Origin of the sequence: Streptomyces sp. NBC_01214 (genome assembly GCF_026340975.1) — a bacterium.
GTDB lineage: Bacteria > Actinomycetota > Actinomycetes > Streptomycetales > Streptomycetaceae > Streptomyces.
Genome location: NZ_JAPEOS010000001.1, coordinates 2838812 through 2860959 on the forward strand (window position 1 = coordinate 2838812; position 22148 = coordinate 2860959).

Consider the following 22148-nt stretch of genomic DNA (forward strand, 5'->3'; position numbering starts at 1 on the left):
TCAGACGGTACGGGGCGGAAGGGGCAGCGGCGGTGCAGGCAGGCCGTCGAGGCTCGATCCGATGAACTCCTCCTTCTCGCAGTGCGCGGCGAGCTCCTGGGTCGGCCGGGGCGCGCGGTCGGGGCGGGCCCATCCGGTGAGTTCCAACCGGTCGAAGAGCGGGGTCAGTTGGTGGATGTCGAAGAGGTGCGCGGACCGCTCCAGCAGAGCGCCCAGATCGGCGGGGTCCGCCCAGCCGGCCTGCAGGGAGCCCTGCCAGTTCCATGCGCGCACGGTGCCCTCGGCCAGCTCGCGCAGACCCGGATCCCGTACGTCCAGCAGGGTGACGGCGGCCCGCAGCGAGGCGATGCCGCCTTGGCCCCGAAGCAGGTGGAAGGCGGCCCGGCGGGTGTGCGTCGGGCGCTCGGGGGCGACCCGCGCCAGCAGCCAGTCGGTGGGCAGTCGCCCCGCAGTGGCGCACAGGCCGCGGGAGACCTCGCGGGCCACCGCCGGCGAGGGGTCGTCGAGCAGGGACCGCAGCAGCCGCTCGTCGTCCGCGTCCAGCAGGCGCAGCCCGGCGACGGCCGCGGCCCGCACCAGGCCGCCGGGGTGCCCCAGTAGGGCGCGCAGCAGCGGCCCGTCCTCGCGGCGGGCGCATTCGGCGAAGCCGCTCACCGCGTACGGAGTCACCCGGGCCGGGTCCGTGACCAGCTCGCGGTAGCGGGCGTACGGGTCGCCGCCGTCCTGGCGGACCAGCCAGCGGGCGCAGGCCCGGACCAGTCCGGAGCGGTCGGTCAGGTACACCTCGGCCTCGGCGGCCCGCCCGGCCCCGCGCAGCGCGGTGACCCCGCAGGCGCGGACCATCGGGATGTGGGCGCCGAGCAGGAGGTCGACGGCCCGGTCGTCCGGCCCGTCGGCGGCCAGCGCGACGAGCGCGGCGTCCGCCCACATCCGGGCGGTCGGCGGGTCCAGTTCCACGGCGGCCAGCCGGGCGAGCTCCCGTACGCCGAACTCGCCGCTCTCCAGCGAGAGCCGCGCGGCGAACCGCCGGGTCGGCAGGTCCGCGCTCTCGCGCAGCTCGGCCCGCAGCGACTCGCCGCGCAGTGCCGCGGGGAGCAGTGCGGCGGCCCAGGCGCCGTGCTCGCGGCGGCCCAGCCGCAGCAGGAGCGGGGTCAGGCGGCGCACCGTGCCCGCGGGGTCGGTGTCCAGCACGGCGCGCAGCACGCGCCTGGCCTGTTCGCGTACCGCCGGGACCCAGTCGGTGCAGCGGATCGCGACGAGTTCGAGCACCGGATCCGGCGCCCGGAGAGCGCCTTCGCGGACGTAGCCGTCGGGATGGCACAGCGCCACCACGTCGTCGCCGATGTGCGGGCTCTGGTACCGGTAGCGGCGGATATCGCGTACCGCCTGGTCGAAGGCGATCCACGTGTCGGCCACGCCCTCGGGGAGCGGTACCGGGGTGTGGCCGGGGTGCCCGCCGTCCATCAGCCGCTCCGCGCTCGCCCGCCCCGCCCGTAGGGCCCGTTCCCGTCTGGCGCTCATGCGGCCTCCCCTTGTTGTTCTCACCGCCGAGGTTAGGCAATCGGACCGCCGGCGCGCCTCCGATATTTCCGCTGGTCAGGCGGCTCGGCGCGGCTCGATTGACGAAACATACGGAGTAGTGCATAGTTATGCCTGTCGTTGAATGCACCGTAAGGAGAAACCCGTGACCGAGCGCGTCGTACTCGCCTACTCGGGCGGCCTGGACACCTCCGTCGCCATCGGCTGGATCGCCGAGGAGACGGGCGCCGAGGTCATCGCCGTTGCCGTGGACGTCGGCCAGGGCGGCGAGGACCTGGACGTCATCCGCAAGCGCGCGCTCGACTGCGGTGCGGTCGAGGCCGAGGTCGCCGACGCCTCCGACGAGTTCGCCAACGAGTACTGCCTCCCGGCGATCAAGGCGAACGCCCTCTACATGGACCGGTACCCGCTGGTCTCGGCGCTCTCCCGGCCGGCCATCGTCAAGCACCTGGTCGCCGCCGCCAAGAAGCACGGCGCCACGACCGTCGCCCACGGCTGCACCGGCAAGGGCAACGACCAGGTCCGCTTCGAGGCGGGCATCGTCGCCCTCGCCCCGGACCTCAAGTGCATCGCCCCGGTCCGTGACTACGCGATGACCCGGGACAAGGCGATCGCCTTCTGCGAGGAGAAGCAGCTCCCGATCGCGACCACCAAGAAGTCCCCGTACTCCATCGACCAGAACGTCTTCGGACGCGCCGTCGAGACGGGCTTCCTGGAGGACATCTGGAACGCCCCGATCGAGGACATCTACGAGTACACCTCGAACCCGGCCCTGCCGCGCGAGGCCGACGAGGTCGTCATCTCCTTCAAGGAGGGCGTCCCGGTCGCCATCGACGGCAAGCCCGTCACCGTGCTGCAGGCCATCCAGCAGCTCAACGACCGCGCCGGAGCCCAGGGCATCGGCCGGATCGACATCGTCGAGGACCGCCTCGTGGGCATCAAGTCCCGTGAGGTGTACGAGGCCCCGGGCGCGATCGCGCTGATCACGGCCCACCAGGAGCTGGAGAACGTCACCGTCGAGCGCGAGCTGGCCCGCTACAAGCGGCAGGTCGAGCAGCGCTGGGGCGAGATGGTCTACGACGGCCTGTGGTTCTCCCCGCTCAAGCGGGCGCTGGACGGCTTCATCAACGAGGCCAACCAGCACGTCACCGGTGACATCCGGATGACCCTGCACGGCGGCCGCGCCGTGGTCACCGGCCGGAAGTCGGACGAGTCGCTCTACGACTTCAACCTCGCGACCTACGACTCGGGCGACACCTTCGACCAGTCCAAGGCCCAGGGCTTCATCGAGATCTTCGGTCTCTCCTCGAAGATCGCGGCCCGCCGCGACCTCGCCTGACCGACCAGCAGTCCGTACCGCCTCCCCGTTACCTCCGCGGCGGGGAGGCGGTTGCACATCCGGAGCCTTCGGGCCCCGGAGCCTTGCCAGCAGTCAAAGCCATGCAGTCTTGAGGAGCAGTAGCTGTGAGCAGCAACAAGGGTGACGTCCGGCTCTGGGGCGGCCGGTTCGCCGACGGTCCTTCGGAGGCGCTGGCCCTGCTGTCGGCGTCGGTCCACTTCGACTGGCGCCTCGCGCCGTACGACATCGCGGGCTCCCGCGCCCACGCCCGCGTGCTCCACAAGGCCGGCCTGCTCACGACCGAAGAGCTCGACCGTATGATCGCCGGACTCGACCAGCTCGAAGCCGACGTGGCCGACGGTTCCTTCACCGGCACCATCGCCGACGAGGACGTGCACACCGCCCTGGAGCGCGGTCTGCTGGAGCGGCTCGGCGCCGAGCTCGGCGGCAAGCTGCGCGCCGGCCGGTCCCGCAACGACCAGGTGGCCACCCTCTTCCGGATGTACCTGCGCGACCACGGCCGGATCATCGGCGGTCTGATCGCGGACCTCCAGGACGCGCTGGTCGGCCTCGCCGAGACGCATCACGACGTGGCCATGCCGGGCCGGACCCACCTCCAGCACGCACAGCCGGTGCTCTTCGCCCATCACGTCCTGGCCCACGTGCAGTCCCTGTCGCGGGACGCGGAGCGGCTGCGCCAATGGGACACCCGCACCGCGGTCTCCCCGTACGGCTCGGGGGCCCTGGCCGGCTCCTCGCTGGGGCTGGACCCGGAGCAGGTCGCCGCCGACCTGGGCTTCGAGCGGGGCTCGGTCGGCAACTCGATCGACGGCACGGCCTCGCGCGACTTCGTCGCCGAGTTCGCCTTCATCACCGCGATGATCGGGATCAACCTGTCCCGGATCGCGGAGGAGATCATCATCTGGAACACGAAGGAGTTCTCCTTCGTGACGCTGCACGACGCCTTCTCGACCGGGTCGTCGATCATGCCGCAGAAGAAGAACCCGGACATCGCGGAGCTGGCGCGCGGCAAGTCGGGCCGTCTCATCGGCAATCTGACGGGCCTGCTCGCGACGCTCAAGGCGTTGCCCCTGGCGTACAACCGGGACCTCCAGGAGGACAAGGAGCCCGTCTTCGACTCCTGCGACACCCTTGAGGTCCTGCTGCCGGCCTTCACCGGCATGATGGCGACCCTCACGGTCAACCGGGAGCGGATGGAGGAGCTGGCTCCGGCGGGCTTCTCGCTCGCCACCGACATCGCCGAGTGGCTGGTCAAGCAGGGCGTGCCGTTCCGGGTGGCCCACGAGGTGGCCGGCGAGTGCGTCAAGGTCTGCGAGGGCGAGGGCATCGATCTGGACCAGCTGACGGACGAGCAGTTCGTGAAGATCTCGGAGCACCTGACTCCCGAGGTCCGGACCGTCCTGAACGTCAAGGGCGCCCTGGCCTCGCGCAGCGGCCGCGGCGGCACCGCCCCGTCGGCGGTCGCCACCCAGCTCACCGAGCTGAAGGCCGACCTGGTCATCCAGCACGCCTGGGCGGCCCACAAGCAGTAGCCCGTACGCCGGCAGGGGCGGTGGGAGCCGATGCGCTCCCACCGCCCCTGCCGGCGTTCCGGGGCACCGGCGGACGGCCTCGCGGACCCTCCCGGTCAGGGTGCGGCCCACGCGGCCAGGGTGTCGAAGTCCGCGCGGACCAGTCCGATCCGCTCGTCGATGCGCATCAGCAGGGTCTGCGCCGGGTGGCGCTGGTCGACGTACTCGCGGTCCATCGCCGTGATGTCGTCGTCGATCCAGGCGAAGGGCCGCTCGCCCGCGTATTCGAGGACGTACTGGGTCTTCCAGAACGTGCCGCGCGGCGCCCGGCCGTGCATGACCGGCCAGTCGATGAAGGGGAGCCGGGGCAGTCCCAGGTGCGGGCCTATCCAGTCGTTGGCCTCGTCCTTCCACGTGGTGGCCCAGACGAGCTCGTAGGTGTCGGCGAGGGCGAGCAGCTCCGCCCCGTGGTCGTGATTGAGCCACACCCGCAGCGGCTTGGCCTGCTCCGCCTCCGTCCAGCCCGTCGGGCGCATCCGGTGGGTGCGGTAGCCCTCGGGGCGGCGCTGGGCCTTGGCCGCGTAGGGGTTCAGCGGCCCGTCGACGTCGATCAGCAGCAGTGGCTTCATCGCGGCAGGATTCCGTTCCGGCTGCCCTCGGGCAGCTCATTTTTCGACTGAATGAGACACGGGCGTCTCATTCGGGGTATGCTTGTCTCATGGCCATGGATCGTGACCAGGTGCTCCGCGATGCGGCCGCCCTGCTTTCCCGCAAGTCGACCGCCACGATGGACGAGGTCGCCCGCGCCGCCGGGATCGGGCGCGCGACCCTCCACCGGCACTTCGCCGGACGCGACGCCCTCGTACGGGCCCTCGAAGAACTCGGCATCCGGGAGTTCGAGGTGGCGTTCGACAACGCCCGCCTCGACGCGGGCACGGCGCCGGAGGCGATCAGACGCCTCGTCGCCGAATCCGAGCCCAACGCCCAGCTGTTGGCCTTCCTGGTCACCGAGAACCAGCTGTTCGAGGGCGACGAGGTCAACGAGGGGTGGGCCCGGCTCGACGCCCGCGTCAGCGCGCTCTTCCGGCGCGGCCAGGAAGAGGGCGACATTCGGATCGACCTGAGCCCCGCATGGCTCACCGAGGCGCTCTACGCCCTCGTCGGCGCCTGCGCCTGGGCCGTGATGGACGGCCGGGTCGCCGCCAAGGACTTCCAGTACATGATCATCGAGCTGTTGCTCGGTGGCGCCAAACGGAGCGTGGAGAAATGAGCAGCACCCAGCAGCTGAACAGCCCGACCGGGACGGAGACCAGGAGCCGTGGCCGCTGGCTCGCCCTGGGCGTGCTGGTGCTCGCCGTGCTGCTGGTCGCCGTCGACGCGACCGTACTCGGCCTCGCCACCCCCGCACTCTCCGAGGACCTCAAGCCGTCCGGCACCCAGCTGCTGTGGATAGGCGACATCTACTCCTTCGTCATCGCCGGACTCCTGGTCTCCATGGGCAGCCTCGGTGACCGCATCGGCCGCAAGAAGCTGCTGCTCACCGGCGCCGCCGCGTTCGGTGCCGTGTCCGTGCTCAACGCCTACGCGACCAGCCCCGAGATGATGATCGTCGCCCGGGCCCTGCTGGGCGTCGCCGGCGCGACCCTGATGCCGTCCACCCTCGCGCTGATCCGCAACATCTTCCACGACCCCAAGGAGCGCAGCCTCGCGATCGGCATCTGGGGCGCCACCGCCTCGGCCGGCGCGGCCGTCGGCCCGGTCGTCGGCGGAGCCCTGCTCCAGCACTTCTGGTGGGGCTCGGTCTTCCTGATCAACCTCCCCGTGATGATCGCCCTGGTCGTCGTCGGAATCAAGCTGCTTCCCGAATCCAAGAACCCGGTCGCCGGCCCCTGGGACCTCGTCAGCGTCGGCCTCTCCCTCGTCGGCGTGATCAGCGTGGTCTACGCCGTCAAGGAAGTCGCCACCCACGGCGTGACCTGGGAGGTCGCGGCCACCGCGGCCCTCGGCGCGGGCGCCCTGTACGCCTTCGTGCGCCGCCAGTTCGGCCTGTCGTCCCCGCTGCTCGACATGCGGCTCTTCAAGCACCGCGGCTTCTCCGGCGCGGTCCTCGCCGACCTGCTCACCGTTTTCGGCCTCTCCGGACTGGTCTTCTTCCTCTCCCAGTTCTTGCAGCTCGTCCAGGGCCGCGACCCGCTGGAGGCGGGCCTCGCCGAACTGCCCGCCGCCATCGGCGCGGTGGTCACCGGCCTGATCGCCGGCCGGTACGCCCGCCGGTACTCGGTGCGGACCATCGTGGCCGGCGGCCTCGGCGCCATCGGCGTGGCCCTCGCCGTGCTCACCCTGATCCACAAGGAGAGCGGCTACCCGCTGCTCGGCGCGGCCCTGCTCGTCGTCGGCCTCGGCGCCGGATTCTCCTTCACCGTCACCGCCGACGTGATCCTCTCCAGCGTCCCCAAGGAGCAGGCCGGCTCGGCCTCCGCCGTCTCCGAGACGGCGTACGAACTCGGCGCCGCCCTCGGCATCGCCCTGCTCGGCTCCATCGTCACCGGCGTCTACCAGAGCTTCACCGCCCCGGCCTCGGTCGCGGGCCCGGTCGCCGACGCCGCGCACGAGTCCCTCGGCGGGGCCGTCGAGGCGGCCAAGGCGCTCGACCCGCACACCGCCCAGGTGATGGTGGGCGCCGCCCAGGACGCCTTCGTGGACGGGCTGCGGCTCGCCTCCGGCGTCGGTGCGGCCGTGTTGCTGGCCACCGCCGTGGCCGCCTGGTTCCTGCTCAAGGGCCAGCGGCTCCAGGAGGGCATCGAGCACTGACGCTCCGCCGAAGGAGTGCTGTTCCGGCCGGAGTTGACAGTTCGTAGAACTGCGGGACACCATCCCGGCGATGGAGATCAACGATCTGACCCCGGCGGAACGCCGCGTCTGGGAAGCCTTCCCGCGCGGCGACGGGGTCGACTTCCGCGCCGCCCCCGAGGACAGCTCCGCCGACGGAGCCGACTGGGGCCCCGAGCGCACCCTGCGCGCCGAGGTGCTGCGGGCCATCCTGCTGGGCGCCTGCCCCGCCGTGCAGGGCCGGGTCCCCGGCCTCAAGGTCAAGGGCGCGAAGATCGTGGGCAAGCTCGACATGCGCTACGCCGTCATCGACCACCCGATCCGGTTGCGCGACTGCTGGTTCGAGCGCAAGCCCCTGATGTACGGCGCCCAACTGCGCGCCCTGGTCCTCGGCTACTCCACGCTGCCCGGCCTGACCGCTTCCACGCTGCGCGTGGACGTGGTCCTGCGCCTGTCCCACTGCCGGATCGCCGGCCCGGTGCGGCTGCAGGGCTCCAAGATATCCGGGGGCCTCTTCCTCCAGGGCGCCGTGATCGGCCCCACGGCCGGGGAGGAGGCGGACGAGCCCCCGCTCCAGCTCAACCACGTCGAGGTCGACACCGACATCATCGCGAACGACCTGACCGTGCACGGACAGCTCCGCCTCAACGGGGCCACCGTCGGCGGCCAGATCCAGCTCGACCGCGCCCGGCTGCTCGCCCCCGGCGGGATCGCCCTGCACGCCGAGAACCTGACCGTTGGCACCGACCTGCGCGCGCACCGGATGCAGGCCCGCGGCATGGTCAACCTCACCGGCTCCCGGATACCGGGCCAGGCCAACCTCACGCGCGCCGACCTCGCCAACCCGGACGGGACCGCCCTGCGCGCCTCCAGCTGTGCCATTGGCGAGCTGTGGCTGCGCCGCTGCGCCCCGGTCCGGGGCGACGTGAACCTGCGCCGCTCCACCGTCGACCTGCTCCACGTCGACCCGCAGGCCTGGCCCGAGCGGATCGCCATCGACGGCCTGACCTACCGCACCCTCGCCCCCCACCTCCCCGCCGAGCAGCGGCTGCCCGCACTGGAGCGGGAGGAGTCCGGATACCTCACGTACGCCTACGAACAGCTCGCGGCGGCCTACCGTACGGCGGGCGACGAGGCGGCCGCCCGGACCGTCCAGCTCGCGAAGCTGCGCAGGCACCGCCACACCCTGCCCCGGGCCGCGCGGGCATGGGGGCTGCTCCAGGACGTCACCGTCGGCTACGGCTTCCGGCCGCTGCGCGCGGCGGGCTGGCTGTTGGCGTTACTGATGACCGGGTCGATCGCGTACGGGATCGACCCGCCGCGCGCCCTGAAGGCGGGGGAGGCGCCGGACTTCAACGCGGTCTTCTACACGATCGACCTGATGGTGCCGATCGTCAGTTTCGGCCAGGAGGGGGCCTTCGCGCCGGGCGGCTGGCACCAGTGGCTGTCGTACCTGCTGATCGTGACCGGATGGATCCTCGCCACCACCACGGCGGCGGGCGTCAGCCGGTCACTCCAGCGCCAGTAGAAGGGCGGGTGGGGGAGAGGGCTACGCGGCCTTCGCCTTGGTGGCGTACATGTCGACGTACTCCTGGCCCGAGAGGCGCATGACCTCGGCCATCACCGAGTCGGTGACGGCGCGCAGTACGTAGCGGTCGCGGTCCATGCCCTCGTAGCGGGAGAACTCCATCGGCTCGCCGAAGCGGACGGTGACCCGGCCCGGGCGCGGCATGCCGGCGCCGCCCGGCTGGAGCTTGTCGGTGCCGATCACCGCGAACGGCACCACCGGGGCGCCGGTCATCAGGGTGAGGCGGGCGATGCCGGTGCGGCCGCGGTAGAGACGGCCGTCGGGGGAGCGGGTGCCCTCGGGGTAGATGCCGAAGATCTTGCCCTCTTCGAGGATCCGGCGCCCGGTCATCAGGGCCGCCACGCCGCCGTTGGCCCCATCACGGTCGACGGGGATCATGCCGGACCCGGTGAAGAACCAGGCCATGGCGCGGCCCTTGATCCCCTTGCCGGTCACGTACTCGTCCTTGCCGATGAAGTGGACCGTGCGGTCGCACACCAGCGGCAGGATCATGGAGTCGATGAAGGTGAGGTGGTTGCCCGCCAGAATCACCGGCCCGGACCCGGGGATGTTCTCGATGCCCTCCACGCGGGTGCGGAACATCATGCGCATGACCGGTCCGACAGTGGCTTTGATGAGCTTCGTACGGAACAACGTGGGCCCTCCGGCATCGAAAAGCGGTTCGCGCACCCACCACACGGCGGTAGCGCAGGTGAGGACGATACTCGCGGGTCTGCTTCGAGCGCACATCGGGTTCACGTGTCGGATACGCAGTGTTGACGCACGTTTCCGCCAAGTTCCCCGGATGTGCCGTCGCCGCACGCCCCTCGGTCACCCCTATTTGCCTACCATCGGCACGCCGATCGCGGGCCGCGACACGGCGATCACGACGAGGAGTGGCACTCATGACACAGGGTGGGGCAGCGCGGCGCACGGTCCTGGGGGCGGCCGTCCTGGCGGCGGGGACCGGAATCACGGGACTCGGGGCGGGTTCCGCCGCCGCGGCGGACGACGGGTACGGATACGGGTCCGGCGACGGCCGCGGACACGGCGACGGGGGCTACCGGGACCTGCCCCACCCGACGGTCATCGGCCATCGCGGAGCCAGCGGGTACCGCCCGGAGCACACGATCGGTTCCTACCAGCTCGCCCTCGACCTGGGCGCCGACGTCATCGAGCAGGACCTGGTCCCGACCCGCGACGGGCATCTGGTGTGCCGCCACGAGAACGAGATCGGCGGGACCACCGACGTCGCCGAGCACCCCGAGTTCGCCTCCCGGCGTACCACCAAGTCCGTCGACGGGGTCGCCGTCACCGGCTGGTTCACCGAGGACTTCACCCTGGCCGAGCTGAAGACCCTGCGCGCGAAGGAACGCATCCCCGCCGTCCGCCAGCGCAACACGCTCTACGACGGCCAGTGGGCCGTACCCACCTTCGAAGAGGTGCTCCGCTGGGCCGACCGCGAGGGCAAGCGGCGCGGCAGGCGGGTGTGGCTGCACGTCGAGACCAAGCACCCCAGCTATTTCCGGGGCCTGGGCCTCGGCCTGGAGGAGCCCCTCGCCAAGCTCCTGCGCCGCTACGGGCGCGACGGGCGCAGCGCCGCCCTCTTCCTCCAGTCCTTCGAGCCCTCCAGCATCCAGCGGCTCTCCCGGCTGGTCTCCGCGCCCCGCGTGGTCCTGCTGTCCGCGGCCGGCACCCGTCCCTGGGACTTCGAACTGGCCAAGGACCCGCGGACGGTCGCCGACCTGGTCAAGCCCGAGGGCCTGAAGTGGATCGCCGGCTTCGCCCAGGGCATCGGCCCGACCATGGACCTGATCCTCCCGCGCGACGCGGCCGGAAAGCTCGGCGCCCCGACCGCCCTGGTGGCGGACGCCCACGCCCGGGGGTTGTTGCTGCACCCCTACACCGCGCGCAACGAGAACAGCTTCCTGCCCGCCGTGTACCGCAAGGGGACCGACCCCACCGCGTACGGGGACGCCCTCGGTGCCTTCCGGACCTACTTCGAACAGGGCATCGACGGGATCTTCACCGACAACCCGGACACCGGACTGCTCGCGGCGGAGGCTTTCCGCCCGGGCCGACGGCCCGTCAACCGCTGAGCGCCGCTTCCCGTACGAGTGGGCCGGGCCCGGCGGGGAAACCGTCCGGCCCGGCCCGCTCGTCCCGCCCGGCATGGACCTGCTGAAGGCTGACTACGTCGACAAGCTCGGCCCGCTGCTCTCCGCCGAGGCGGCCGCGGAGGCCCCGGGCACCGGAGTGGACGCGGCCGACCTGGAACAAGCCGTCTGGGTCAGGCTGCTGGAGAGCGGCCGGCACGCCCCCGATCCGGCCGAACCTGCGGAGCCGGCGCGGTGGCTGCGCCGGGCGGTCCGGGCGGAGGCCCGCCTCGCCCGGCGCCGGGCGAGGCGGGAGATCCCGTACGGCCACCGCCAGCACCCGGTGGGCGGGAACGCACCGGCCGCCGCGGCCCCCGCGGCCGAGCCCGAAGACGCCCTCCTGCACGGCGAGGAGAACCGCGCACTCCGATCGGCGGTCGCCCGGTTGCCCGGACGCTGTCCCGAGCTGATGAAGGCACTTCTTTCGCCCAGAGACCTCACTTACCGTGAAATCGCAGGAGAGTTGGGTATCTCACAAGGAAGTTTAGGGCCCGTCCGTTCCCGTTGCCTGGGATGTCTGCGCAGAATGCTGGCTGCAGAGGTTGCGGCTCCTGGCCTGCGGGGAAAGGAGCGGTAGACCAACGGGCTACCAGGTGAGCTGGAGGCATGCGCACATGGGCATGAGCGTGACCATTTCGGCGGCGGCTGCCGAGGACGCTGAGCAGATCTTCAAACTGCAGTACCTGGCCTTCCAGCGGGAGGCCGAGCTGTACGGCAACTACCTCATCCAGCCGCTCACCCAGTCCCTGGACTCCCTCAAGGGGGAGCTGGCGACGGACACCGTCCTGGTGGCCCGGCTCGGCGACGAGGTCGTCGGGACCGTGCGCGGCAACGTCGACGAGGACGGCACCGGCAAGATCGCCAAGCTCTGCGTGCACCCGCGCCTGCAGGGTCACGGCCTCGGCGCGCGCCTGCTGCGCGCGGTCGAGGAGGCCCTGGCGAGCCCCGGCCAGACCACCCGCTTCCGCCTGCACACCGGGCACAAGAGCGAGTCGAACCTGCGCCTCTACCGCAAGGCCGGCTACGTCAAGGTCGGCGGCCGCACCGCGTCCGACGGCGTCCAGCTGGTGATCCTGGAGAAGGAAGCCAAGGACCCGACCGACTTCGCGGTCAGCGCGTAGCCGCCCCTCAGCGCTTGCGCAGCCAGAGCATCCCGGTGATCGGCAGGATCACCGGGATGAACAGGTAGCCCATCCCGAACTGGGACCACACGGTCGTGTCGGGGAAGGACTCGGGTCGCACCACGGTCCAGGTCCCCACGGCCAGCACACCGGCCAGCTCGGCGGCGCAGCAGATCAGCGCCGCCTTGCGGGCCTTCTCGCCGCCGCGCACGAGCGAGTACGTGATGAACGCGTAGGCCAGCGCGGCCACGGCGGTCAGCGAGTACGCCAGCGGCGCCCGGTCGAACTCGGTGGAGATCTGGAAGGCCGAGCGGGAGACCGCGCCCACCACCATCACCCCGTACAGCCACACCAGCAGTAGACCGGGCCCGGAGACCAGCCGCCCCCGCCCGGCGGTCGTGGTGGCGGCGCCGGTGGCGTCCGTCGTGTCGGAGTCAGGCACCGGTGGTTCCCCAGATGTCGTAGAGCCGTACTTCGAGGACGGCGAGCACGACGGCGCCGGCGGCCACCGTGATCGATCCCCACTTGGTCCGCTCGGTCAGCGAGAGCATCCCGGCGGCCGGTACCGCGGCGAACGCGCCCACGAGGTAGGCCACGAAGATCACCGTGCCCTCGTCGGGCTTCTCGCCCTGGGCCAGCTTGACCAGACCGATCACCAGCTGCGCCAGGACCAGGACGGTCACGACGGCCATACCGATGAAGTGCCAGTCCTTGGTCGGCTGGTCCCGCCATGCGGCGTGGCCGCACCAGGCGGCGAGGGCGAGTGCGGCCACGCCGATGGCGACCGTCAGGGCGTCGAGCATGCAGCGAGGGTATTACGGGCCGAAAGACCCGATGCGCGCACCCCTAGTCTCCCGGGAGCCCGCGCGCCGTCCGCCCGCTGCCCGCGCGCACGGCGCCGCGACCGTGGTCTTGACCACAGCGGACCGGGTCGCCGCACTCCGGACCGGGCGGGCCGAAAGGCCCCGGCAGGCCGTGTCGGCGCAGGTCGCAGGCGGGGGACCGGCCTCGGGGCGGAGGGCCGGCCTTGACCGGTGTCGTCCGGTATGTGGTCGGAATGCGTCCGCTATTCGGACGTCTTTGATCGGTCAGGGGATACGTCTGGTTTACTGGGGCCCATGACCACGACGAGCAGCCGCACCCTTGCGACCGAGGCGACGATGACGCCCGGTGCTCGTTGTATGTGTCGAATGTGCGCCTTCTGAGGGCCCCTTCCTGAGCCTCGCGCCCCGAAGCGAGACCAGCCGCGCCACCACGTCACCAGCTGATGAACAGCACGGCTCGCTCCTGCCCCGCGCACGCGTCGGCACCATCGTTTTCTGACGGTTCGTCCCGTATCGCGTCCCCAGATTGTTTGCCCCGTGCCCGGCACCCCGCTGCGCCGTGCACTCGACAGCGACGGAAATCCTGTGATCACCACATCGGGCCTCACGAAGGTCTACCAGTCCCGTGGCCGCGAGGTCACCGCCCTGGACGGCGTCGATCTCCACGTCCGCGAGGGCGAGGTCTACGGAGTCATCGGCCAGAGCGGCGCAGGCAAATCCTCCCTGATCCGCTGCGTCAACCTGCTGGAGCGCCCCACCACCGGCACCGTGACCGTGGACGGCGTCGACCTCACCGCCCTCGGCGGCCGCGGCCGCCGCGCGGGCAAGGAGCTCCGCGAGGCCCGCAGCCGCATCGGCATGGTCTTCCAGCACTTCAACCTGCTGTCCTCGCGCACCGTCCAGGCCAACGTCGAGCTGCCCCTGGAGATCCTCGGCGTCTCCGGCCGCGAGCGCTCCCGCAAGGCCCTCGAACTCCTCGACCTGGTCGGCCTCGCCGACAAGGCCAAGGCCTACCCGACCCAGCTCTCCGGCGGCCAGAAGCAGCGCGTCGGCATCGCCCGCGCCCTGGCCGGCGACCCCAAGGTGCTGCTGTCCGACGAGGCCACCAGCGCCCTGGACCCCGAGACCACCCGCTCCGTCCTGGGGCTGCTGCGCGACCTCAACCAGCAGCTCGGCCTCACCGTGCTGCTCATCACGCACGAGATGGACGTGGTCAAGACCGTCTGCGACTCGGCCGCCCTGATGAAGAACGGCCGGATCATCGAGTCCGGCACCGTCGCCGAACTCCTCGCCACCCCCGGCTCCGAGCTCGCCGCCGAACTCTTCCCGGTCACCGGCACCGCCACCGGCCCCGACCGCACGGTCGTCGACGTCACCTTCCACGGCGAAGCCGCCGTCCGGCCGGTCATCTCGCAGCTCTCGCGCACGTACAACATCGACATCTCGATCCTCGGCGCCGCGATGGACACCGTCGCGGGCCGGCAGATCGGCCGCATGCGCATCGAACTGCCCGGCGGCTACGAGGACAACGTCGTGCCGGTCGGCTTCCTGCGCGAGCAGGGCCTCCAGGTCGACATCGTCGACGAGATCGACAACGAACTGGCCGAGCTGGTCAAGGATGGTGCCAAGTGACCTGGTCCGAAATGCAGCCGCTGCTCACCCAGGGCACCTACGACACCCTCTACATGGTGCTGTGGTCCACCCTGGTGACCGTGCTCGGCGGCCTGCCCATCGGCATCCTGCTGGTCCTCACCGACAAGGGCGGCCTCCTGCAGAACCAGCCGCTCAACAAGGTCCTCGGCGTGATCGTGAACATAGGCCGCTCGCTGCCGTTCATCATCCTGCTGATCTTCCTGATCCCGGTCACCACGGCGGTCGTCGGCACCTTCATCGGCCCCACCGCCATGATCGTCCCGCTGGCCATCGGCGCCGTCCCCTTCTTCGCCCGGCTCGTCGAGACCGCCGTCCGCGAGGTGGACCACGGCCTGATCGAGGCCGTCGAGTCCATGGGCGGCGGCATCCCCACCCTGGTCGGCAAGGTGCTCCTCCCGCAAGCCCTGCCCTCCCTGGTCGCCGGTGTCACCACCACCGTCATCACCCTCGTCGGCTACTCGGCCATGGCCGGCGCCGTCGGCGGCGAAGGACTGGGCTCCAAGGCCATCACGTACGGCTTCCAGCGCTTCGAGACCGGCTTCATGATCGCCACCGTCGTGGTCCTGATCGCCCTCGTCACGGTGATCCAGCTGCTCGGCGACGGCGCGGTCCGCCTCCTCGCCCGCCGCGGCCGGACCGCCTGAAAAGACTTTCCTCCCAACAGAGCCCGCACTTGTCGTGCTTGGGCCGCCACCACAGCAAGTCCTCCGTACTTGTTCAGCAAGAAAGGCACTCTTCGTGCGTAAGAACATCAAGCTCACCGCCCTCGCCGCCACGGCCACCGCGCTCGCCCTCGGTCTCACCGCCTGCGGCAGCTCCTCGGACCCGTCCTCGGCGAAGGCCGACGGCGGCAAGGCCGACGAGAGCAAGCCCCTCGTCATAGCGGCCTCCCCGAGCCCCCACGCCGACGTCCTGAACTTCGTCAAGGACAAGCTCGCGGCCAAGGAAGGCCTCAAGCTGGAGGTCAAGGAGTTCACGGACTACGTCCTGCCGAACACCGCCACCGAGCAGGGCCAGGTCGACGGCAACTACTTCCAGCACAAGCCGTACCTCGACGACTTCAACAAGAAGAACAACACCCACGTCGTGCCCGTCGCGAACGTGCACCTGGAACCCCTCGGCCTCTACTCCAAGAAGATCAAGGCCATCGGTGACATCAAGGCCGGCCAGACCATCGCCGTCCCCAACGACACCACCAACGAGGGCCGCGCGCTCCAGCTGCTCGCCGCGAACAACCTGATCACCCTCAAGGAAGGTGTCGGCACCAGCGCCAAGCTGTCCGACATCACCGACAAGAAGGGCCTGGAGTTCAAGGAGCTGGAGGCCGCCACGGTCCCGCGCGCCCTGAACGACGTGGACGCCGCGGTCATCAACGGCAACTACGCCCTCGAAGCCAAGCTGTCGCCCGCCAAGGACGCGCTGATCCTGGAGAAGGCCGAGGGCAACCCCTACGCCAACTTCCTCGCGGTCAAGGACGGCAACCAGAACGACCCGCGGATCCAGAAGCTGGCCAAGCTGCTGAACTCCGACGAGGTCAAGAAGTTCATCGAGGAGAAGTACCAGGGCTCGGTCATCCCGGCCTTCGGTGCCCCGACCACCTCCTGAACCGGTATCTCCTGATCCGGTTCCTCCCGAACCGGTCATGAATCTCGGCCCCGCACGCACCTGACGGCGCGCGGGGCCGAGCTCTGCCCGCTTCCGGGCAACCCGGCCCTGCACATCACCCGGTCGATGCTGCATGCTGTGGCCTACGACCCGCACGCACGGTCCCGCACGAACGGTCCCGCACCGCGGTCGCATCGCACCACGGTCGCACCACGGTCTCAGGCATGGAGCTGCGCATGACTACCACCTTCCCGGACGTCACCATCAGCACGGACCGGCTGGTGCTGCGCCCCTTCGAGGAAGAGGACGTCACCGCGCTGACCGAGATGATGAACGACGAGCACGTCACCGCCTGGACCGGCGCGCCCCACCCCTACACCCACGCCGAAGCGCACGCCTGGGCCACCCGGCACTCCCACGCGGAACGCACCGAGGGCCGCGGCATCGTCTTCGCCGTGACCGAGTTCCTCACCCAGCGCCTCGTCGGCATCGTGCACCTCCAAGGCACCAACTGGCACACCCGCGCCACCGAGGTCGGCTACGTCACCGCCCCCTGGGCCCGCGGCGAGGGCTACGCCAGTGAATCCGTCCTGGCCGTCGCCCAATGGCTCTTCCGCGCCCAGGGGTTCGAGCGCCTCGAGGTGCGCACCGCCGCCGACAACACCGCCTCGCAACAGGTGGCCCAGAAGATCGGCTGCATCAGCGAGGGCGTCCTGCGCAACGCATGGATAGTCCGGACGCAGGCGGCCGACGGCGGTTGGGCCGACACCCGCACCGACCTCATCGTCTGGAGCCTGGTCCCCGAGGACCTCGACGAGGGCGACGGCTACGACGGGTACGACGGCTACGACAGCTACGACGGGTACGCCCGCAGCACCGCGTTCCCGCAGCGGGCCGACGCGAACGGCCACCGCGTGGGCGCCGACTGGAACTGAACCGATGACCGGGTAGTCTCACCGTGCCCGCCCCGACGAAACCCCGCCCTCCCCCAGCTGCCGCTGGGAGGTGCCCCCTGCCAGACCAGGAGACTGACGACGATGGCCGACCGGGTCACGGTGATCGGCTGGGACGGTTCGCCCCTGACCGCGGGCGCCCGGTCCGCGCTCTCCGCCGCCACCCTCGTGGCCGGCGCCGCGCACCACCTCGCCCTCCCCGAAGTACCGCCCACCGCGGAACGCATCCGCCTGGGCAGTGTCGGCCTCGCCGCACGCCGCATCGCCGGCCACCGCGGCACCGCGGTGGTCTTCGCCGACGGGGACCCCGGCTTCTTCGGCGCCGTACGCGTCCTGCGCGCCCCGGAGCACGGCCTGGAGGTCGAGGTGTTCCCGGCGGTCTCCTCCGTGGCCACCGCCTTCGCCCGCGCCGGCATGCCCTGGGACGACGCCCAGGTCGTCGTCGCCCACCCCCGCACCCTGCGCCGCGCGGTCAACGTCTGCCGCGCCCACGCCAAGGTCGCCGTCCTCACCTCACCCGGCGCCGGCCCCGCGGAACTCGCGCTGCTCCTCGAAGGAGTTCACCGCACCTTCGTCGTCTGCGAGGAACTCGGTACGGACCGGGAGCAGGTGAGCGTCCTCACCTCCGACAAGGCCGCCGACCACAGTTGGCGCGACCCGAACGTCGTCATCGTCATCGGGGGAGCGGGACCGGCCCCCGCCGACGCGAGCTGGCTCCTCGGCCAGAGCGCCGCCCGGTCCGTCGACCGCGGCTGGGCAGGGCCGCAGGCCGACGCGGGAGAAGGCGAGTCCGCCCAGCTCCGCGCGGCGCAACTCGCCCGGCTCGGCCCGCGCACCGGCGACCTCCTCTGGGACATCGGCGCCGGATCCGGCGGCGTGGCCGTGGATGCGGCCGCCCTCGGCGCCGCCGTCATCGCGGTGGACGCCGACCCGGCCGCCTGCGACCGCATAACTGCCGCCGCCCGCGAGCGCGGAGTGCAGCTCCAGGCCGTCGCCGGGCGCGCACCGCACGTACTGGAGAACCTGCCCGAGCCCGACGTCGTCCGCGTCGGCGGTGGCGGCGCCGCCGTCGTCGCGGCCGTCGCCGAACGCCGCCCCGAACGGATCGTCAGCCACGCCTCCACCCGCGACGAGGCGGAGGCCATCGGCAGGACACTCGCCGAACACGGTTACGCCGTCGAGTGCGCGCTGCTCCAGTCCGTCGGCCTGGACACCCGGACCTGGGCCGAACAGGACCGTTCCGTGGTGTTCCTCCTGGCAGCGCAACGCCCCGCCACGCGCTGAGCCGAGGGCCGGGGTAGGCTGGCCGATCGTCGTACCGCTCCGGACGATTCGGGCATCGCGACACCACCGGGACGCGCGACGTGGCGCAGTCCACAGAGGACCGTGACGGTTATGGCCGCCGCGGTGGCCGACGGGCGCGACAATGCTTACTGGTTGTCGTGCAGGCGCATGCGAGACGGGTTCGTCGCACCGCAACTCCGCAGGCAAAACCGCTCGGCGGCCTCGTGGGCGACCGGGCGATCGAAGAGGCAACACCGATGGGCGAGGGGTAAGCATGACTGACACCGGCCAGGTCCCGGGCGAGGGTCTCCCGGACAACGCGGGCATGGTGGATCAGCAGAGCGTCCCCGCTCCGGTCCAGATCCCGGCACCGATTCCCGCTGGCTACGCCTTCCAGGACCTCATGGACAACCCGGCCGAGCCGGAGGACGAGGAACTGCTGCTGATGCCGAGCGGCCAGGGCGCCTGGAGCGACCCGCAGGTCGTCCCGCCGGCCCCCGCCTTCCCCGCCGCGCCGCAGCTCGGCGAGCCGCAGAGGTACCCGGACCCGTCCTACGCCGCCGGGTCCGCCTACCCCGAGGCCCCGGCCGCGTACACCGAGTTCCCCCCGCCCGTGTTCCCCGACGGCGGCTACAGCGCGGGCGCGCACGAGACGGGCGGCCGTGACTCCGGCGCGCTCGACCTCGGCGGGCTCGTCGTCCCGCCCCCGGCGGTCCCCGCAGCCCCGGTGGCCGCAGCGGCCCCCGTCCGGCGCCCCCTGCACATGGGCCCGCCCATGCCCGAGGCCAACGGCGGAGTCGTACGCTCCCTCGCCGACCGCGGCCCGGCCGCCGCGCCCGCCCAGGCCGCCGTGAGCACCCCGGTGGCGCCCGTCCCGATGCGCCAGGCGGGGCCCCCGACCACGGGACCCGAGTACCTGGACGTTCCGCGCGCCGAGGCCGCCCCGGCCCCCGCGGCCCAGCTGGGCGAGATCCCGCCGCAGGCCGGTGCCCCGTGGACGCCGGAGCCGGTGGCGGAGCCCGCCCCGGCCCCCGCCGAGGCCGCGGCGCAGCCCGTGGAGCCGGAGCCCGTCCCGGCCCCCGCGGAAGCGGCGGTCCAGCCCGAGCCGGTGGCGGTCGAGCCGCAGCCGGAACCCCTCGTGGTCGAGCCGCAGCCGGAGCCGATCGCGGTCCAGCCGGTGGCCGTGGAGCCCGAGCCCCAGCCCGAGCCGGTGGCGGCCGTCGTGGCCGAGCCGGTCCAGCCGGAGCCGGTCGTCGAGGCGCAGCCGGCGGCCGAGCCGGAGCCGGTGGCCCAGGCCGAGCCCATCGCGGCCCCGCCGGTGGCCGCGGAGCCGCAGCCCGAGCCGGTCGTCCCCGCCCCGCCGGTGGTGGCCGTGGCGCCCGAGCCGGTCCAGCCCGAGCCGGTCCAGCCGGAGCCGGTCCAGGCCGAGCCGGTCGTCGAGGCGCAGCCGGAAGCCGAGCCCGAACCTCAGCCCCAGCCCCAGCCCGAGTCCGCGCCCGAGCCGGTCGAGCCGCAGGCCGTCCAGCCGGAGCAGCCCGAGGCCCCGGCGGAGCCGGCCCCGGTACAGCCCGAGGTCGCCCCGGAGCCGGTCCTCGCGGAGCAGCCCGAGGCGCAGCCGGAGACCGAGCCCACCACCCCCGCCGAGGCCACCGCCCCCGCCCCCGCCGAGGCCACCGCCCAGGGCGAGCCCGCGGTGGACGTTGCGGCCGAGCCCGCCGCGGGCGAGCCGGCCCCCGGCTACGCCGACGCCGAGCGCGAGGCCGTCCTGCGCGTCATGCGCGAGCGCCGCGACATCCGCAAGGGCTTCCGCACCGACCCGATCCCGCACGAGGTGCTGCTCCGCGTCCTGGAGGCGGCCCACACCGCCCCCAGCGTCGGTCACTCGCAGCCCTGGGACTTCGTCGTCATCCGCTCCGCCGAGACCCGCCGGACGATGCACGAGCTCGCGCAGCGCCAGCGCGAGGCGTACGCGAAGTCGCTGCCCAAGGGCCGGGCGAAGCAGTTCAAGGAACTCAAGATCGAGGCCATCCTCGACACCCCGGTGAACATCGTCGTCACCGCCGACCCTACCCGGGGCGGACGCCACACCCTCGGCCGGCACACCCAGCCGCAGATGGCCCCGTACTCCTCGGCCCTCGCCGTCGAGAACCTCTGGCTCGCCGCGCGCGCCGAAGGCCTCGGCGTCGGCTGGGTCAGCTTCTTCGACGAGCGCGAGATGGTCCGCGAGCTGGGCCTGCCCGAGCACCTCGAAGTCGTCGCCTACCTCTGCGTCGGCTACGTCGACGAGTTCCCCGAGGAGCCCGAGCTGGCGCAGGCCGGCTGGTCGCAGCGCCGCCCGCTCTCCTGGGTCGTCCACGAGGAGACCTACGGCCGCCGCGCGCTGCCCGGCGAGGAGCCGCACGACCTGCTCTCGGAGACGGTCGCCAGCATCCGCCCGCTCGACGCGAAGGCGCTCGGCGAGGCCTGGGAGCGCCAGAAGCGCATGACCAAGCCCGCCGGGGCCCTGGGCATGCTGGAGATCATCTCCGCCCAGCTGTCCGGGCTCTCCCGGGTCTGCCCGCCGCCGATCCCGGAGCCGGCCGCGGTCGCGATCTTCGCCGGTGACCACGGCGTGCACGCCCAGGGCGTCACCCCGTGGCCGCAGGAGGTCACCACCCAGATGGTGGCCAACTTCCTCGGTGGCGGAGCGGTCTGCAACGCGTTCGCCAACCAGGTCGGCGCCGAGGTCTGCGTGATCGACGTCGGCGTCGCGGGCGACCTCCCCGCCACCCCCGGCCTCCTGCCCCGCAAGGTCCGCCCGGGTACGGCCGACCTCTCCACCGGCCCGGCGATGACCCGCGAGGAAGCCGTCGCGGCCATCGAGGTCGGCATCGAGACGGCCCGCGACCTGGTGGCGGCCGGCAACAAAGCCCTCCTCACCGGCGAGATGGGCATCGCCAACACCACGGTCTCGGCGGCCCTGATCTCGGTCTTCACCGGGGTGGACCCGTCCGAGGTCACCGGCCGCGGCACGGGCATCAACGACGAGACGCACGCCCGCAAGGTCGAGGTCGTCCGCCGCGCCCTCGAGCTCCACCAGCCCGACCCGGCGGACCCGATCGGCGTCCTGGCGGCGATCGGCGGCCTGGAGCACGCGGCCATCGTCGGCCTCCTCCTCGGCGGTGCCTCCCTGCGTACGCCGGTGATCCTGGACGGCGTCAGCGCGGGAGCGGCCGCCCTGGTGGCGCGCGCCATCGCCCCCGAGTCCCTGTCGGCCTGCATCGCGGGCCACCGCAGCGCCGAGCCGGGCCACGTCGCCGCGCTCAACAAGCTGGGCCTGCGCCCGCTGGTCGACCTGGACCTCCGCCTCGGCGAGGGCACGGGCGCCCTGCTCGCCCTCCCCCTGGTCCAGAGCGCGGCCCGCGCGATGCACGAGGTCGCCACCTTCGACTCGGCGGGCGTCACCGAGAAGTAGCCCGACCCCAGCCCCGCCGGCGTTCGAGGCGCGGGTCCCGTCCGGGACCCAGCTCGTACTCGGGCCGGCGAAGCCCAACCCCAGCCCCGCCGGCGTGCGTGGCGCGGGGTCCCGTCCGGGGCCCCGCTCGTGCTCGGGCCGGGCGGAGCCCTACCCCAGCCCCGCCGGCGTTTGAGGCGCGGGGTCCGGGGCGGAGCCCCGATCCGTGACCGGCACCCGCGCACGGCCGAGGCCGGTACCGGGGCGGGCCGGGGCCGGTCCGGGGCCCGGGGCGCAGCCCCGTCCGCGCCTC

General features: G+C 72.2%; 19 protein-coding genes. 14 read left to right on the forward strand and 5 right to left on the reverse strand.

The window, feature by feature from the left end; translation table 11 throughout:
- A complete protein-coding gene (locus OG594_RS47080; protein WP_323185214.1) occupies positions 1-1521 on the reverse strand; it encodes a hypothetical protein in 1521 nt (506 codons plus the stop codon).
- Between the two features lie 163 nt (positions 1522-1684).
- Between OG594_RS47080 and OG594_RS13570 the strand changes: the two genes are divergently transcribed.
- Positions 1685-2878, forward strand: coding sequence for an argininosuccinate synthase (locus OG594_RS13570; protein WP_030009472.1), 1194 nt, complete (start codon positions 1685-1687; stop codon positions 2876-2878).
- Positions 2879-3003: 125 nt separating this feature from the next.
- Positions 3004-4431: an argininosuccinate lyase gene (argH, locus tag OG594_RS13575; RefSeq protein ID WP_266598525.1), complete on the forward strand. Its 1428-nt coding sequence runs from the start codon at positions 3004-3006 to the stop codon at positions 4429-4431.
- Between the two features lie 95 nt (positions 4432-4526).
- Here argH and OG594_RS13580 read toward each other — a convergent pair whose 3' ends face one another.
- A complete protein-coding gene (locus OG594_RS13580) occupies positions 4527-5039 on the reverse strand; it encodes an HAD domain-containing protein (RefSeq protein WP_266598527.1) in 513 nt (170 codons plus the stop codon).
- An 89-nt stretch (positions 5040-5128) separates the two neighbouring features.
- Here OG594_RS13580 and OG594_RS13585 point away from each other — a divergent pair, with 89 nt between their 5' ends.
- The 3 genes from OG594_RS13585 to OG594_RS13595 all read left to right on the forward strand — a co-directional run bounded on the left by OG594_RS13585 (position 5129) and on the right by OG594_RS13595 (position 8767).
- Positions 5129-5680, forward strand: coding sequence for a TetR/AcrR family transcriptional regulator (locus tag OG594_RS13585; RefSeq protein ID WP_266598529.1), 552 nt, complete (start codon positions 5129-5131; stop codon positions 5678-5680).
- On the forward strand, positions 5677-7221 hold the full coding sequence (locus OG594_RS13590; protein WP_266598531.1) for an MFS transporter: 1545 nt from the start codon (positions 5677-5679) through the stop codon (positions 7219-7221). Before OG594_RS13585 ends, OG594_RS13590 begins: the two co-directional genes overlap by 4 nt.
- A 70-nt stretch (positions 7222-7291) precedes the next feature.
- Positions 7292-8767, forward strand: coding sequence for a membrane-associated oxidoreductase (locus OG594_RS13595; RefSeq protein ID WP_266598533.1), 1476 nt, complete (start codon positions 7292-7294; stop codon positions 8765-8767).
- Positions 8768-8788: 21 nt separating this feature from the next.
- Here the strand turns inward: OG594_RS13595 and OG594_RS13600 are convergent, their stop codons facing one another.
- Entirely contained in the window at positions 8789-9556 is a 768-nt protein-coding gene (locus OG594_RS13600) for a 1-acyl-sn-glycerol-3-phosphate acyltransferase (RefSeq protein WP_266598535.1), read from the reverse strand.
- A gap of 155 nt (positions 9557-9711) precedes the next feature.
- Here OG594_RS13600 and OG594_RS13605 point away from each other — a divergent pair, with 155 nt between their 5' ends.
- The 3 genes from OG594_RS13605 to OG594_RS13615 all read left to right on the forward strand — a co-directional run bounded on the left by OG594_RS13605 (position 9712) and on the right by OG594_RS13615 (position 12083).
- Positions 9712-10905, forward strand: a complete 1194-nt coding sequence (locus OG594_RS13605; RefSeq protein WP_266598537.1) for a glycerophosphodiester phosphodiesterase — start codon at positions 9712-9714, stop codon at positions 10903-10905.
- 73 nt (positions 10906-10978) lie between these two features.
- Positions 10979-11539, forward strand: a complete 561-nt coding sequence (locus tag OG594_RS13610) for a sigma-70 family RNA polymerase sigma factor (RefSeq protein WP_266598539.1) — start codon at positions 10979-10981, stop codon at positions 11537-11539.
- Positions 11540-11576: 37 nt separating this feature from the next.
- Positions 11577-12083: a GNAT family N-acetyltransferase gene (locus tag OG594_RS13615; protein ID WP_266598541.1), complete on the forward strand. Its 507-nt coding sequence runs from the start codon at positions 11577-11579 to the stop codon at positions 12081-12083.
- Between the two features lie 7 nt (positions 12084-12090).
- Here OG594_RS13615 and OG594_RS13620 read toward each other — a convergent pair whose 3' ends face one another.
- Complete coding sequence (locus tag OG594_RS13620) at positions 12091-12525, reverse strand: hypothetical protein (protein WP_266598543.1); 435 nt, start codon at positions 12523-12525, stop codon at positions 12091-12093.
- Positions 12518-12886, reverse strand: a complete 369-nt coding sequence (locus OG594_RS13625; protein ID WP_030013085.1) for a hypothetical protein — start codon at positions 12884-12886, stop codon at positions 12518-12520. Before OG594_RS13625 ends, OG594_RS13620 begins: the two co-directional genes overlap by 8 nt.
- Positions 12887-13492: 606 nt before the next feature.
- Here OG594_RS13625 and OG594_RS13630 point away from each other — a divergent pair.
- The 6 genes from OG594_RS13630 (at position 13493) to cobT (ending at position 21856) form a co-directional block, all read left to right on the forward strand.
- Positions 13493-14539 (forward strand): methionine ABC transporter ATP-binding protein, encoded by a 1047-nt coding sequence (locus OG594_RS13630; protein WP_266598547.1) that lies wholly within the window; start codon positions 13493-13495, stop codon positions 14537-14539.
- Positions 14536-15204, forward strand: a complete 669-nt coding sequence (locus OG594_RS13635) for a methionine ABC transporter permease (protein WP_030010866.1) — start codon at positions 14536-14538, stop codon at positions 15202-15204. Before OG594_RS13630 ends, OG594_RS13635 begins: the two co-directional genes overlap by 4 nt.
- Before the next feature lie 94 nt (positions 15205-15298).
- Complete coding sequence (locus OG594_RS13640; protein ID WP_266598550.1) at positions 15299-16165, forward strand: MetQ/NlpA family ABC transporter substrate-binding protein; 867 nt, start codon at positions 15299-15301, stop codon at positions 16163-16165.
- Positions 16166-16401: 236 nt separating this feature from the next.
- A complete protein-coding gene (locus tag OG594_RS13645; RefSeq protein ID WP_266598552.1) occupies positions 16402-17100 on the forward strand; it encodes a GNAT family N-acetyltransferase in 699 nt (232 codons plus the stop codon).
- 102 nt (positions 17101-17202) lie between these two features.
- Complete coding sequence (cbiE, locus tag OG594_RS13650; RefSeq protein ID WP_266598554.1) at positions 17203-18402, forward strand: precorrin-6y C5,15-methyltransferase (decarboxylating) subunit CbiE; 1200 nt, start codon at positions 17203-17205, stop codon at positions 18400-18402.
- Positions 18403-18676: 274 nt separating this feature from the next.
- A complete protein-coding gene (gene cobT / locus OG594_RS13655) occupies positions 18677-21856 on the forward strand; it encodes a nicotinate-nucleotide--dimethylbenzimidazole phosphoribosyltransferase (protein WP_266598556.1) in 3180 nt (1059 codons plus the stop codon).
- Positions 21857-22148 lie beyond the last annotated feature (292 nt).

What these genes read in the sequence shown, in the direction of transcription:
- OG594_RS47080 (WP_323185214.1), bottom strand. Translation starts at nt 1,521, where the DNA reads ATGAGCGCCAGACGGGAACGGGCCCTACGGGCGGGGCGGGCGAGCGCG.
- OG594_RS13580 (WP_266598527.1), bottom strand. Translation starts at nt 5,039, where the DNA reads ATGAAGCCACTGCTGCTGATCGACGTCGACGGGCCGCTGAACCCCTAC.
- OG594_RS13585 (WP_266598529.1), top strand. Translation starts at nt 5,129, where the DNA reads ATGGCCATGGATCGTGACCAGGTGCTCCGCGATGCGGCCGCCCTGCTT.
- OG594_RS13590 (WP_266598531.1), top strand. Translation starts at nt 5,677, where the DNA reads ATGAGCAGCACCCAGCAGCTGAACAGCCCGACCGGGACGGAGACCAGG.
- OG594_RS13595 (WP_266598533.1), top strand. Translation starts at nt 7,292, where the DNA reads ATGGAGATCAACGATCTGACCCCGGCGGAACGCCGCGTCTGGGAAGCC.
- OG594_RS13600 (WP_266598535.1), bottom strand. Translation starts at nt 9,556, where the DNA reads ATGTGCGCTCGAAGCAGACCCGCGAGTATCGTCCTCACCTGCGCTACC.
- OG594_RS13605 (WP_266598537.1), top strand. Translation starts at nt 9,712, where the DNA reads ATGACACAGGGTGGGGCAGCGCGGCGCACGGTCCTGGGGGCGGCCGTC.
- OG594_RS13610 (WP_266598539.1), top strand. Translation starts at nt 10,979, where the DNA reads ATGGACCTGCTGAAGGCTGACTACGTCGACAAGCTCGGCCCGCTGCTC.
- OG594_RS13615 (WP_266598541.1), top strand. Translation starts at nt 11,577, where the DNA reads ATGGGCATGAGCGTGACCATTTCGGCGGCGGCTGCCGAGGACGCTGAG.
- OG594_RS13625 (WP_030013085.1), bottom strand. Translation starts at nt 12,886, where the DNA reads ATGCTCGACGCCCTGACGGTCGCCATCGGCGTGGCCGCACTCGCCCTC.
- OG594_RS13645 (WP_266598552.1), top strand. Translation starts at nt 16,402, where the DNA reads ATGACTACCACCTTCCCGGACGTCACCATCAGCACGGACCGGCTGGTG.
- cbiE (WP_266598554.1), top strand. Translation starts at nt 17,203, where the DNA reads ATGGCCGACCGGGTCACGGTGATCGGCTGGGACGGTTCGCCCCTGACC.
- cobT (WP_266598556.1), top strand. Translation starts at nt 18,677, where the DNA reads ATGACTGACACCGGCCAGGTCCCGGGCGAGGGTCTCCCGGACAACGCG.